This is a genomic window from Actinacidiphila sp. bgisy160, assembly GCF_057707815.1.
Genome location: NZ_JBYIQW010000044.1, coordinates 1 through 12,852, shown reverse-complemented (window position 1 = coordinate 12,852; position 12,852 = coordinate 1). Strand labels below are relative to the sequence as shown.

13 protein-coding genes are annotated in these 12,852 nt (G+C 71.6%); 7 read left to right on the top strand and 6 right to left on the bottom strand.

The window, feature by feature from the left end; translation table 11 throughout:
- Positions 1-120 precede the first annotated feature (120 nt).
- On the top strand, positions 121-945 hold the full coding sequence (locus AC3EUJ_RS27670) for an aldo/keto reductase (RefSeq protein WP_431965971.1): 825 nt from the start codon (positions 121-123) through the stop codon (positions 943-945).
- A 276-nt stretch (positions 946-1,221) separates the two neighbouring features.
- Here AC3EUJ_RS27670 and AC3EUJ_RS27665 read toward each other — a convergent pair whose 3' ends face one another.
- Together AC3EUJ_RS27665 and AC3EUJ_RS27660 are read right to left on the bottom strand one after the other, a co-directional pair.
- Positions 1,222-1,641: an SRPBCC family protein gene (locus AC3EUJ_RS27665; protein ID WP_431965969.1), complete on the bottom strand. Its 420-nt coding sequence runs from the start codon at positions 1,639-1,641 to the stop codon at positions 1,222-1,224.
- A 49-nt stretch (positions 1,642-1,690) separates the two neighbouring features.
- The gene (locus AC3EUJ_RS27660) at positions 1,691-2,701 is read right to left on the bottom strand and encodes an aldo/keto reductase (protein WP_431965967.1); all 1,011 of its coding nucleotides are present in this window, start codon (positions 2,699-2,701) and stop codon (positions 1,691-1,693) included.
- A 355-nt stretch (positions 2,702-3,056) separates the two neighbouring features.
- On the opposite strand from AC3EUJ_RS27660, the gene AC3EUJ_RS27655 reads away from it, so the two are divergent.
- On the top strand, positions 3,057-4,160 hold the full coding sequence (locus AC3EUJ_RS27655; protein ID WP_431965965.1) for an NADH:flavin oxidoreductase/NADH oxidase: 1,104 nt from the start codon (positions 3,057-3,059) through the stop codon (positions 4,158-4,160).
- 157 nt (positions 4,161-4,317) lie between these two features.
- Positions 4,318-4,887 (top strand): GNAT family N-acetyltransferase, encoded by a 570-nt coding sequence (locus tag AC3EUJ_RS27650; protein WP_431965963.1) that lies wholly within the window; start codon positions 4,318-4,320, stop codon positions 4,885-4,887.
- Positions 4,888-5,373: 486 nt separating this feature from the next.
- On the opposite strand, the gene AC3EUJ_RS27645 is transcribed toward AC3EUJ_RS27650, so the two are convergent.
- Entirely contained in the window at positions 5,374-5,895 is a 522-nt protein-coding gene (locus tag AC3EUJ_RS27645; protein WP_431965961.1) for an AAA family ATPase, read from the bottom strand.
- Between the two features lie 298 nt (positions 5,896-6,193).
- Between AC3EUJ_RS27645 and AC3EUJ_RS27640 the strand changes: the two genes are divergently transcribed.
- The 3 genes from AC3EUJ_RS27640 (at position 6,194) to AC3EUJ_RS27630 (ending at position 9,319) form a co-directional block, all read left to right on the top strand.
- Entirely contained in the window at positions 6,194-6,847 is a 654-nt protein-coding gene (locus tag AC3EUJ_RS27640) for an SMI1/KNR4 family protein (RefSeq protein ID WP_431965959.1), read from the top strand.
- Positions 6,844-7,338, top strand: coding sequence for a hypothetical protein (locus AC3EUJ_RS27635; RefSeq protein ID WP_431965957.1), 495 nt, complete (start codon positions 6,844-6,846; stop codon positions 7,336-7,338). The genes AC3EUJ_RS27640 and AC3EUJ_RS27635 overlap by 4 nt, the downstream gene beginning before the upstream one ends.
- An 82-nt stretch (positions 7,339-7,420) precedes the next feature.
- The gene (locus AC3EUJ_RS27630) at positions 7,421-9,319 is read left to right on the top strand and encodes a TnsA-like heteromeric transposase endonuclease subunit (protein ID WP_431965955.1); all 1,899 of its coding nucleotides are present in this window, start codon (positions 7,421-7,423) and stop codon (positions 9,317-9,319) included.
- Between the two features lie 46 nt (positions 9,320-9,365).
- Here AC3EUJ_RS27630 and tpg read toward each other — a convergent pair whose 3' ends face one another.
- The 3 genes from tpg to AC3EUJ_RS27615 are packed head-to-tail and all read right to left on the bottom strand — an operon-like array spanning position 9,366 to position 12,365.
- Positions 9,366-9,914: a telomere-protecting terminal protein Tpg gene (tpg, locus tag AC3EUJ_RS27625; RefSeq protein ID WP_431966057.1), complete on the bottom strand. Its 549-nt coding sequence runs from the start codon at positions 9,912-9,914 to the stop codon at positions 9,366-9,368.
- Between the two features lie 15 nt (positions 9,915-9,929).
- Positions 9,930-11,984, bottom strand: coding sequence for a telomere-associated protein Tap (gene tap / locus AC3EUJ_RS27620; RefSeq protein WP_431965953.1), 2,055 nt, complete (start codon positions 11,982-11,984; stop codon positions 9,930-9,932).
- Between the two features lie 24 nt (positions 11,985-12,008).
- Entirely contained in the window at positions 12,009-12,365 is a 357-nt protein-coding gene (locus tag AC3EUJ_RS27615) for a hypothetical protein (RefSeq protein ID WP_431965951.1), read from the bottom strand.
- A 131-nt stretch (positions 12,366-12,496) separates the two neighbouring features.
- Between AC3EUJ_RS27615 and AC3EUJ_RS27610 the strand changes: the two genes are divergently transcribed.
- Positions 12,497-12,852: hypothetical protein (locus tag AC3EUJ_RS27610; protein WP_431965949.1), on the top strand; the 356-nt coding region annotated here is incomplete at its 3' end.

The window sequence follows — 12,852 nt, the reverse complement described above, 5'->3', positions numbered from 1 at the left end:
CATGCAATTAGCGTGGCCGTGGAGCACGGGAAGGGCGCGTCCCCGCCCCTCCCGGGACGTTCACCCGTACGCACTCGCACCGGCGCCCGTCGCCGACCGCGACGCGAAAGGATCAGCACCATGACCACCCCCCCGGACATCACGCTGAACAACGGCGTCACCATGCCGCAGCTCGGCTTCGGCGTCTTCCAGGTGCCCGACGCCGAGACCGCGGCCGCCGTCACCTCGGCCCTGGAGAGCGGTTACCGCAGCATCGACACCGCGGCGATCTACGGCAACGAGGCCGGCGTCGGCCAGGCCCTCGCCGCCTCCGGCATCGCCCGCGACGAACTCTTCGTCACCACCAAGCTGTGGAACGGCGACCAGGGCTACGACAGCACCCTCGCCGCCTTCGACGCCTCCCTCGCCAAGCTCGGCCTCGACCACGTGGACCTCTACCTGATCCACTGGCCGGCCCCGGCCCGCGACACGTACCTGGACACCTGGCGCGCCTTCGAGAAGATCCACGCCGAGGGCCGGGCCCGCGCCATCGGCGTCTCCAACTTCCGGCCCGCGCACCTGCAGCGCCTCATCGACAACAGCGACGTCGTGCCCGCCGTCAACCAGGTGGAGCTGCACCCCCAGCTCCAGCAGGCCGAGCTGCGCGCCTTCCACGCCCGGCACGGCATCGCCACGGAGGCGTGGAGCCCGCTCGCCCAGGGCGCCGTCCTGAAGGACCCGGTCATCACCGGCATCGCGGGCCGCCTGGGCAGGACCCCGGCCCAGGTGATCCTGCGCTGGCACCTGCAGCTCGGCAACGTGGTCATCCCCAAGTCGGTGACCCCCGAGCGAATCCGCCAGAACATCGACGTCTTCGACTTCGCGCTCTCCGACGCCGACGTCGCGGCGATCACCGCCCTTGACAACGGCACCCGCATCGGCCCGGACCCCGACGCCTTCAACTGACCGTCAAAGGCCGGGGCCGTCCCGTCGGCCGGGCCGCCGACCGCACCCCGCGGCCCGGCGGGCGGTCCGGCGGGCGGCCTGCGGGGCTCACGAAGCGGTGCGCTCCTCGATCCGCCTGAGCGCCTGCTTGAGGTATCCGGCGAAGCGCGGGTAGTTCTCGCTCATCGGGAAGTGCCCGATCTCCTTCATCTCGATGAACTCGGCGCCGCGGATCTGCTTCGCGGTACGGGCCCCGTCCTCGGGCGTGGTCAGGTAGGGGGGAGCGCCGGCACGCGTTCAGCCCGTGAGCGTGGCGTGGAGCGCTTCGAGGCCGTCGCGGTAGATGCCGGAGAACAGCTCGACCACCTCCGCCTCGTCGGCGCCGTCGGGAACGAACCGGCCGCTCCACACGACTTCCGAGACCTCAGGCTGCCCGGGTACGGCGTGGACCCGAAGGTCGGAGACGTACCCGGTCACGGGGAAGGGCGCCTCCAGGATCGCGTACGCGTAGTGGCGCTCGGCTTCGCTGAACGCCACCATGCGTTCCACGATCACGTCGCCTTCGGGAGTGCGGAGGCCGCGCGCCCGTCCGCCCTCCAGCGGGGTGCTCTCGGGGATGAACGGGAGCCAGTCGGGCAGCGCGTGGAAGCCGCCGATCAGGTTCCAGACACGTTCGGGCGACGCGGGTACGACACGGCTGATCGAAGTGGACGCCATGGTCTTCCTCCTTGGCTTGTGGTGGGGGGCGGGGTGGGGCGGGAGCGGTTCAGGCGCCGTTCGGGAGCGGCGCGGCGGGGCTGACGAGGCCGGAGGCACGCAGATCGGCCCAGAAGGCGGCCGGGACGTCCTCCTGCAGCGCGGCGATGTCCTCGGCGATGCGGCCCGGCTTGGTCGCGCCGGGGACGGCCGCGACGGCCACCGGGTGCGCGAGGGAGAACTGCAGGGCCGCGGCCTTGACGCTCACCCCGTGACGCTCGGTGAGCTCCCTGATGCGCCGTACGCGCTCGACGATCTCCGGGGGCGCGTCCTGGTACTCGAAGTGGGTGCCGCCGGCGAGGACGCCGGAGCTGTATGGGCCGCCGACGACCATGCCGACGCCCTGCTCCTGCGCCTCGGGCAGCAGCCGCTCCAGCGGGCGCGCGTGGTCCAGCAGCGTGTAGCGGCCGGCGAGCAGGAAGCCGTCGGGCCGCGGCTCGTCCAGGTCGAGCGTCAGCTCGATGGGCTCGACCCGGTTCACGCCGAGGCCCCAGGCCTTGATGACGCCCTCGTCGCGGAGCCGGGACAGCACGCGGAAGGCACCGGTGCGGGCCTCCTCGAACTTGCTCAGCCAGAGGTCGCCGTGGAAGTCCTGGGCGATGTCGTGCACCCAGACGATGTCCAGGCGGTCCACGCCGAGGCGCTTGAGGCTGCCCTCGATCGACCGCTCGGTGGCGTCGGCGGTCCACTCGTGGAGCATCGCGTTCGGACGGCCGTGCTCGAACAGCCCGCCCTTCTCGCCGAGGTCGCGGGCGCCCGGCTCGGGCTCGTCCAGGACGACCCGCCCGACCTTGGTGGCCAGCACATACTCGTCGCGGGGCCGCCGCGAGAGCAGCTCGCCGAGCCGCAGCTCCGCGAGACCCGCGCCGTAGAAGGGCGCCGTGTCGTAGAAGCGGATGCCCTGGTCCCAGGCGGCCTCCAGGGTCGCGCTCACCTCCTCCTCGGGGATGGCGCGGAACATGTTACCGAGGGGGGCGGTACCGAAGCCGAGACGGCCGGGGATGAGTTCCTTGAGCGACATGATGGTGCCTTTCGACGACCGTGCGCGGGGGTGCGCGGGGTACTCCGCCGCGTGGCCGCGCTGTGAGGGGATTGCCTCCGGGATGCCGGGGCCGGCCCCGGTGTCCGCGGGAGGTGCGCCCGGGCGAGGCGTGCGCCACGCCGGAGCGCCTTGCGGGAACTTATATTACTTGCAGACGCTGGCTAATGCAAACGCTTAATATCGGCGCCTTCCATGAATCGCCGACCGTTCGGCGTGCGGGAATTAATCCGCGTGTGCAATTATTGACTCAGCCTGTAAGGCGCAGGCGCATGAACGATGAACCGACTCGACGCCGCGCGGCCCGGCCCCGACCGCCCCCAGAGGAGACAGCTTCGTGACCACCACCCTGTTCGAGCCCTTCACCCTCCGGTCGCTGACCATTCCGAACCGCATCTGGATGGCCGCCATGTGCCAGTACAGCGCCGCGCCGGACGGCGAGCAGGCGGGCGTCCCGAACGACTGGCACTTCGCGCACCTCGCGGCGCGGGCCACCGGCGGCACCGGACTGATCATCACCGAGGCGACCGCGGTCGTCCCGGAGGGCCGGATCAGCCCGTACGACCTCGGTATCTGGAACGACACGCAGGTCGAGGCCTTCCGGCGGATCACCGCGTTCCTGAAGTCCCAGGGCACCGTGCCCGGCATCCAGCTCGCCCACGCCGGGCGCAAGGCCTCCACCGAGCGGACCTGGGTCGACCGCGGCGCCCCCATCGCCCCAGGCGAGCAGCACGGCTGGACGCCCGCCGGCCCGAGCGCCGTCCCGTTCGACACCGGCTCCACCACGCCGGAGGAGCTCAGCACCGAGCAGATCGGCCGCGTCGTGGCCGCCTTCGCCGACGCCGCCCGGCGCGCCCTTGACGCCGGCTTCCAGGTCGCCGAGATCCACGGGGCCCACGGATACCTCATCAACCAGTTCCTTTCCCCGCACAGCAACCACCGCACCGACGGCTACGGCGGGGACTTCGCGGGCCGCACCCGCTTCGCGCTGGAGGTCGTCGACGCGGTCCGTGCCGTGTGGCCGCAGGACCTCCCGGTCTTCTTCCGCATCTCCGCGACCGACTGGCTGAGCGAGAACGCCGACGACGACCGCGAGGGCTGGACCGCCGACGACACCGTTCGCCTCGCCAAGGAGCTGCAGGCCCGCGGCGTGGACCTGATGGACGTCTCCACGGGCGGCAACGCCCCGAACGCCAAGATCGTCGCCGTGCCCGACTACCAGGTGCCGTTCGCCGAGCGCGTCCGCAACGAGACCGGTATGCCCGTCGCCGCCGTCGGCCTCATCACCGAGCCGGACCAGGCGCAGGCCATCGTCGGCTCCGGCAGCGCCGACGCCGTCCTCCTCGGCCGCGAGCTGCTGCGCGACCCGTACTGGGCGCGCCACGCGGCCACCGCGCTGGGGGGCAAGGTCGACACCCCGGTTCAGTACCACCGCGCCTGACCGGCGTAACACACCCCGTCCCCCGGACCGCGCCGTCCCCGTCGCACCGTCGTGCGACGGGGACGGCGTGTGTGGGCACGAAAACGCCTTGCACGGCGTCGCCCGGCCGGACACCATCACGTGCGTCATCCGTCCACGGCACACGAGGTTCCGGTACGTGACCTACACGCTGCGTGAGTACACCCCGGCCGACGAGACCTCCTGGCTGCGCTGCAGGGTGCTCTCGTTCCTTGGCACCGCCTACTACGACGACGTCGACCGCGCCAAACCACCGATCCCGGCCCCCGGCCTGGAACTCGTCGCCGTCGACACCTCGGGGACGGTCGTCGGCATCATGGACACCGTTGTCGACGCCGCCCTGGCGACGATCGACACCGTCGCCGTCCACCCCGACCACCAGCACCGCGGCCTCGGCCGCGCCCTGCTGCACCGCACCCGCGCCGAGGCCCGCGAACGCGGCGCGACGACCCTCGACGCCTGGACCCGTGACGACCCGGGCACCCTCGCCTGGTACCGCGCCATGGGCTTCGCGGAGGGCGACCACTACCTGCACGTCCACGCCCACCAGTACACCGCACCCGGCGAACCGGACCGCGCGATCCTCACCCCGCGCCCCGGCCTGCGCCTCATGGCCGCCTTCCTGCACGCGAAGCTGGAGGACGAGGCCCGCCTGCGCACGGAGTTCAGCCGGGTGCACGTGTGCCGGCGCTTCTCCATGGCGACATGAGACCCCGGCGACCAACGACGCCCGCCGGTCCTGAGCCCGGCCGTCGACAGCGACCATGACGTCCGGCGACGGCTCGCGCAGCACCCGGCCACCCCCGGACGTCCGGCATCGGCCGACGCCCGGATCGGTCCGGGCGAGCCGCCGCACATCGCCTCGGCCGCCCCCATCGAGATCGCGGAACTCCTCGCCTCGCCGAACCCGGCCGTACGGAGGCTCCCGGCCCGGCGACGGCCGGCGAGGCGCTGCGCCTGATCGCCCGGCACCGGCACACGACGGCCGCGGCGTCGATCACATGCCTGGCTGACGAACGGGCAAGGCGCGCTGCGGCGGGCCATCCGGCGCTGCCGCCCTCGGTCGTCGCCGAACTCCGCGCGGACGAGGACCGGCAGATGACGAGCGCGGCGGCCGCCGGTCCGTCCCGGTCGCCGGCGGCGATGGCACGTCCGTCGCGTGCGAGTGCGCCCGACGAACAGGTGCGCCGGCGCCTCAGCTCTTGACGGCCTCCGCGATCCGCAGAGCGGCCTGGGCGGGCGTGAGGTGCGTGGTGTCGACGACCTCGGCCTCGGCGTGCAACCAGGTACGGGCCGCCTCGGCGTAGGGCTCAAGGTACTTGAACCGGAACGGGGAGGGGCCCATCACGGTGTCCCCCTCGATGCGCCCGCGGAGGGTGTCCTGGTCGGCGTGGAGGACGAAGTGCCGTACCGGGATGGCATATTGGGCCAGGCCCGCGGTGATCTCGCGCCAGTACTGCTCGACCAGGACGGTCATGGGCATCACCAGGGTGCCGCCGGTGTAGTCGAGTACGCGGCGGGCGGTCTCGACGACGAGCGGCCGCCACGGCGGCCAGTGCTGGAAGTTGTCCGTCCCTGGCAGCCCTGGCGCGATGTCCATGAGCGTCTCGCCGACCTTCTCGGCGTCGAACACCCGTGAATCCGGGATCAGCTGTTGTACGAGCGCACTGGTCGTCGTCTTGCCCGCGCCATGGGTGCCGTTGAGCCATACGATCATGGGGCTTGATGCTAGCGCTACGCGGGCCACGGAAACGGGCGCAGCGGGCATCCGGTACGGCCTGGGCGATTCTCGGCATGGCGTCGACTCGCCTGCCTGATTACCCCGTCACAGAGGTGTGACTGAGCGCTTCACCTGGCGAGTGAGCACGTGAGTCGGTGACCGGAACATCCGGTGTCGACGGCTTGGTGAGCCGGGACAAGGGGCCACTCGCATTTGCTGGCCTGAACGCCACCACGGCGGACAAGACGTATGAGCGACGATCAAACTGTCAGTGGCGGACTTTAGGGTCAGCCCTATGACAGCAGACCTGGTCCAGGCCTCATGGACTCGCATCGACGCGTGGCTGCGCGAGCACGCACCCCGCACTTTCGCCACGCTACGGCCGCCCGCAGGGGACGACGAGATCGCGGCAGCGCAAGAGAAACTCGGTGTCACCTTTCCTCCGGACCTGGTCGCTTCACTCCTCCGGCACAACGGGGCGTTGGAGGGACCTGAGGCTTTCCGGTTCAGCACGGGCGACCGGCTGCTCGGAGTGAGCGGAATCCTCGGGGACACCGGGTTCATGCGCGGCATCGACCAAGGCCTCGACGGGGAGACCGAGGGCTACTGGCTTCACGACTACGTGAAGTTCGGTTCATACGACGTGACGTCGGACGGTCTTCTGATGGATTGCCGTATTGGGCGGGACTCCTTCGGTGCGATCGGGCGGTTCTTCGACGAGACCGGCACCAGTTTCGGGGAGGCCGACTCGCTGGGTGAGTATCTGGCCGAATTGGCCGGCAAGCTTGAGCGCGGCCAGGACGCTGGTGTCGTCACGTTCAACGGCCGGCTGTTCTGGGAGGGGCCTCTGCCTGCCAGGCCACAGTGCAGTGCCGACGAGCCCCTTCCCGGACCGGATGAGCAGCTGAGCTGGACCTGTCCTACAGTCCCACCGACCTGCTCCACGTGAGCCACCTGGACGGGCATGAGGAACTCGGTGCGCTGATCGCGATCCTGCCGCATGAGCGGGTGGTCGACGCCGCGCGGAAGCAGCTGCGCAGACTGGCGGTCGAAACGGGCCTGAACAACTACCCGGAGGTCAAGGCAGCCCTGGACGCTTGGGAGCGCGGTGTGGCCCCGCCACAGCCGGACCAGACCGGCCCGCTCGCCTTGCGACTCCGCGCGGTGCTCGCGCAGGCCGACACCGACCGAGACAGCATTCGTAGGTGGGCCGCGGAGAAGATAGCCCTCGGGATCTGGGGGTCCCCCTACAGGTCCGTGTGCGAGAGCGCGGAGATCCGGAGTCACTTCACTGTCGACTGGCGTGCGGATCTGCATGCGGACCTAGGTAATCCGCCACTGCCACCGATACCTGACGACCGATTCTGGGGGGCGCTGCGCAACCCCGCCATCGACTCCAGTTGGTACGCGGCTCAGTACGCGCAAGACCGGAGCTGTTGAGCAGGGTACTGGTACGGCCCAGTTGTTGATGTTGTTTTGGCTTTCCCCGCGTACGGCGCGTGCTCTGCGGTGTGCTCTCGTCATGGGTGACGTACAGGTCGTCGAGATTCCGGTGCCGGTGTGGTCCCATGCCTGCCGGCTGGACGACCTTGCGCTGCCATACGCGCTGCCCGAGCGGGCCACCGAGTGCCTGGATCTGGGGCCGGGATGGTCGCGTACGTGGACGGTGACGTGGAAGGTCGGGAAGTCCGATGTCATCGTCCCGGTGAAGGACCTGTCGGCAGGGCCGGCGATGGCATCGGTGCCGGTGCGGCGGTTCTCCTGGCGGACCGGTCAGCGTCACCGGCCCGGTTTGGAGTGCCTGGTGACGACCGGTCGGCAGCACGGCTTCGAGAGTCTGGCCGAACGCTGGCTGCTGCTGGTCCTGGACTTCGTCGGCGGGTTCGACGAGGTGCTGTCCCAGCCGTTCCGTCTGCGGTTTCTCTCCTCGCAGGGCAAGGGCTCGCATATTCCGGACTTCCTCATGCTCGCGGCGGGAGCCTCGTGGCTGGTGGACGTGCGTCCCGGGGGCCTGATCGTCGAGGAGGACGAGGTGCGGTTCGCGGCGGGAGCGCAGGTGGCGGCCGCCGCAGGCTGGCGCTACATGGTGGTGACCGGCTGGCGCCGGCAGGTGCTGGTGGGGATCGACGCGTTGTCGGTGCGGCGCCGTCCGATGGCCGATCCGCTCGGGCTTGAGCGGCATCTGCTGGCTGCGGTTGGCCAGCGTCCGTGGCGGTTCGCGGAGCTGGTGGATCAGACACACGTTCCGGCGGTGGCCCGCACGCACGCGGTCCATCTCCTCTGGCACCGGCGGATGGCCGTCGACCTGGCTCTGCCGTTCGGGATGCGGCCTGGGTCTATCCGGCGGGAGGCCGTGATGGATGACCAGAGGCGGCTCCGGCTAAGGGTGGCCCACTTCCTGGAGGCCGAGAGCGGCTTCCGCAGCGGCAGCCGGCACTGGCCCCAGGAGGGTGAGCCCCGGCCCGAGTACGAACCGGAGCGGACCACGCTGACCGAGCGGCGGCGGCCGAAGGTGGCCGAGCTGAAGGCTCTGCACCCGCACGACGCCCGTCAGCTGGGTCCGGGGCAGGTCAGCGAGCGCACGCTGCAACGGTGGTCTGCCGCCTGGCCTGAGCAGGGAATCATGGGGCTGGCGGACGGCCGCCTCACCCCGGTGCTGCGGGGGCACCACAAGATCGCCGGCCATCCGGTCGCCGGACGGCCGTTCTTCGCGCCCGAGACGGTGACCAGCGATCACGGCAGCGTCTACAAGAACCACCACCTGGTGCAGGTCGCCCGCACGCTGGGGACGGTGGTGCTGCCGGCGAGGGCGATGCGAGCTCAGGACAAGGCGGCCTGCGAACGCGCGTTCTTGGGGATCCAGTCGCTGCTGCTGGAACTGCTTCTCGGCTACCGCGGGCGGGATGTTGCCGACCGGGGTGCCGACCCGGAGGGCGACGCGGTCTGGACCCTGGACGAGATGGAGCATCTGCTGGCTACCTGGATCGTGGGGATCTGGCAAAACCGCAGGTTGGACCAGTATGCGCCCGCCTGGGACCCCGACGGTCGGCACAGCCCGAACACTCTGTTCGCCACAGCGGCGGCCCGCGACGGGATCGCTCTGCAGATCCCGGACGCGAGCCTCTACCATCGCCTTCTGCCCGCTCACTTCGTCAAGATCCACGGCCGTCGCCGGCATCTGGACCCAGGTCACACACGGCGAAACCCAATTTGCCCCACAACCGGCCGAAGCCCGAAACGACCCCGAGCTCGACGCTGCATGGACCAGGACCGGTTCACCATCGGTCGCTGGTTCCGGCAGAACAAGGTCCCCTTCTACCAGCAGATGAAGCCGCTTCTCGACGCCTACGCCGCCCGGCTCACCCGAGCCGCCGACGCCGCCCACTCAACTCGCCAACTCACACGCTCACTCGCCAAATAAAGCGCTCAGTCATAAGAGGCGGTGCGTCAGCGTTCGGGACGCGGGATCAGAACTCGAACTCGACGTAGTCGATGTCGGTGAAGTCGACCTGCAATCCCTGGGCGCGTCGGCCACGGTCCTTGAAGTAGATCTCCTGGAGGCCCTCCGCCGCGATGGCGCGCAGTTGGTCCTCGCCGGCGCCCGTGGACTGGGCGGCGAAGAGGCGGGCGGCGAAGTCGGGGGGCAGGGCCTGGGTGACGAGGCGGACGCGGGCGTCGTCGGTGGAGCCCGGGGCGGCCGTGAAGCCGAAGCGGGCACGGGTCTCGATGACGATGCCGCCGGTGGTGGCGGCGCGTCGGCGGGCGCGCTCGCGGACCCGGGGCTGCCACCGCCTGCGGACCTCGTCCTCGAGGCGGCCGGCGAGGTCCTTGCGGGGCCGTTTGATCTGGCCGGTCAGGTAGCGCTCGACGGTGCGCTGCGAGACGCCGAGCAGGGCGGCGACGGCCCTGGTGCCTTTCTCCTGCTTGACCAGGAACCGCATCTGGGCCTGCGCCGACTTGGGCACGGGCCGTGTGAGGGTCTTCGCCGTGGCCTTGTCGAGGCCGTCGCCGAGCATGCCCACCGGGCTCTCCTACTCTCCGTCGAGTGCGGCGTCGCCGCCCTTGATGTGGCGGGCGGGGTTGTGGCCGTCCTCGAGCAACTCCACGGCCCACATGAGGGACTGCGTGCCTTCGTGCTTGACCATCCCGGGCGAGACGCCGAGCCGGAAACCGCCGGGCAGCGGCTTGCCCTCCGGGGTGCGCGGCAGGAAGTCCAGCGGACCGGGACCGTCCGACAGGTACACGGCGCAGTCGGAGAGCACAGCCACCGGGAAGAGGCCCGCGCCGGCGAACCTGACCATCTTGCGGTGCATGTTGACGCGCGCGGTGGCGATGACGGCGGCGCGGATGTCGGGGCGCCAGGTGGGGCGGTCGAGGGCGGGCCAGCGTTCCCCCGGACGGTAGCCGGCGCCCTGGGGGCGTTCGCGGAGCTTGCCGATGCCGCCCTTGACGGTGGCCTTGACGGCCGAGAGGAGGGCGGCGCGCGCCGGGTCGGCCTGCTTGTGCTGTTCCATCGCCGCGATGAAGTCGGCCTCGGGCATGCCGGGGACGACGCCGAGTTCGGCCATGGTGGTCATGTAGGCGTCGCGCAGGCGGCCGTACCAGGCGTCGAGGTACGCACCGTGCTCGGGACGGACGTACGCCTCCGTCGGGCGCACCTCGTGGCCGAGTTCGACGGCATAGGCCACGGTGGGGGTGGCGTACCAGGCCGGGCCCTCGGGGCGGGCGCCGTCGGGGGTGAAGGGGTTCGGCAGGCGCGGGTCGACGTCGATGTGCGAGAGGTCGACGAGCCAGGACCCGGGCAGCGCCTTGTCGAACTGCGGTGCGCGGACGTGGACCGCGGCGCCGAGGCCGACGTTGAGGCGGTTCGCCGCGGCGGCGAAGGCCATGTTGACGTCGATCCCGACCGCGAACTTCCGGGCGCACTCGTGGTCGGTGAGCAGTTGCGGGTCCCGGATCCACTCGAAGGCCTCCTCGTCGAGGACCTCGTCCGGGGTGCGGCGGTGTCCGCGTGCGAACAGCGAGGCCACGACGGGGTGTTCGTCGGGGGCCTCGGGGGGTGCCGGGTCCACGGGCTGTGTGAGGGCGCCGGGGTTCGGTCCGGAGACCCAGGCGCCGGTCGCCTCGTCCCTGACGGCGCGGGTCGGCGGACGCAGGGCGGTCATCAGCTCCAGACCGCTCACGGCGGTGGAGCCGCGCGGGGTGATGACGCGTTGCGCGTAGTCCGCGAGCAACTGGGCGAGTTCGGGGGGCGGCAGGTGTTCGGCGTCGCCCCAGGAACGGGTGTCGAGGGCGCCCCACGACAGGACGGCGAGTTGCACGCACTGGCGCCTGCCGTCCTGCGCCGGGCGGTAGACGCGGGCCCAGGGGCCGAATCCGCGCCGGGTGAGCTGCCACTTGGCGCGGGCGATCCGCCGTACGACGTCGTGGTCCGCGGGCAGCCGCAGGGCCCTGCGGTCCTCCAGGACGGCGGGCAGGCCGAGGCGTTCGGCGGCCGCGGCGGTCAGGACGATCAGCGGGTCGGCGTCCTTGCCGTTGCGGTGCAGGCGCGGCGCACCGAGCTTCGCCTTGGTGAGGGTCCACTCGACGAGCGACGGGACGTCGGTCGCCGGGCACGGCAGCACGAGGCCGCCGGCGCAGTAGGCGGTGCCGTCACCGTCCAGCACGGCGAGGGGGCCGTGGGCGAAGCGCGGATCCGCCGCGGCGGGCGCGGGTGCCGCTTCCCTCCGCGCGACGGCAGGGGCGGGCCTGGTGACGGCCGCCGGAACAGGCGCGCACTCCGGAACAGGCGCGGACTTGGGCACGGGTGCGGACTTGGGCACGGGTGTGGGAGCCGTGGCGCCGAGCTGCGCTGCGATCCCGTCCAGGAGCTTGGCGTACGCGGCACGGGTGGCACCCTGCGGCTCGCTGCGGCCGGCCTCCCAGCCGGCCACGGTCGTCCGGGTCACGTCGAGCGCCTCGGCGACCTCCGCCTGGGTCAGGCCGTACTCGGTGCGCAGCCGGGAGCGTTCGGCGGGCTCGGGCAGGCGGGTCCGCCGCGGCCCCGGCTTGAGGAGGGCATCGACGGGATCGGACGTGCTGGCCATGCGGCGGTGGGCTCCTTCACTGCTTCAGTCCTGGCCGGTTCCGGGGACACGACGGGGTTCCGCGTCGAGGAACTCGCGCAGGTGCTGCCCCGTGAGGATACGGGCCGGGTTGCGCCCCGGGGGCAGCGGAAGCCTGCGGCCCAGCGCCCACCGGAAGCGTCCCGCGGGTGCCAGGTCGAACACGTACTTGCCGCCGCTCCGGTCGTCGGTGCGGCTGCCGCGGATCTCGAACGCTCCGACGCAGACCCCTCCGTCGACGAACGCCAGCAAGAAGTCCCCGTGCTGGGCGACCGTCCGGGACGAGAAGCGCCAGGCCCGGGCCGCGCTCTCCTCGACGGTGCGCCCGTCGCGCAGTGCCTGCCGCACGTCCACCGCCAGCATCCCGGCCCTCCCTCCGCCGTCGCGTCCGGCCCCGGGCCCGTTCCAAGCCCGCTTCGACTGACTTTATCGGCCGATAAAGCGGTCCGTGGACAGCGACGCGCCCGGAAGGGCCCCATCGTAGGGTGTGGTCCGTGGATGACGTGCTGGGCTGCCTGATCCTGGCGGCCGTACTGGCCGCGATCATGGGCGCGTTCGGCTGGCTGGCTCGTGTGATCCGGCGCCGCGGTGTCGCCGGGCACGCGGTCGCCGCCGCCCTGGCCTCCTACGAGGAGGCGTTTCGCGTCACCTCCTACGAAGCGCATCAGGAGACCCGCGTCCAGGCCGAACGCAGGCTGCCCTTCGAGTCGCCGGACGAGCCGTGGCGCCCGGCTCGGGCGGCCCTCCCGGCCCGCCCGGACGCACGCCCGGCACGAGGGCCGCGTACCTGGGTCCGCCGACTGCGGCGGCGGGGGGGGGGGGGGGGGGGGGGGGGGGGGGGCGGGGGGGG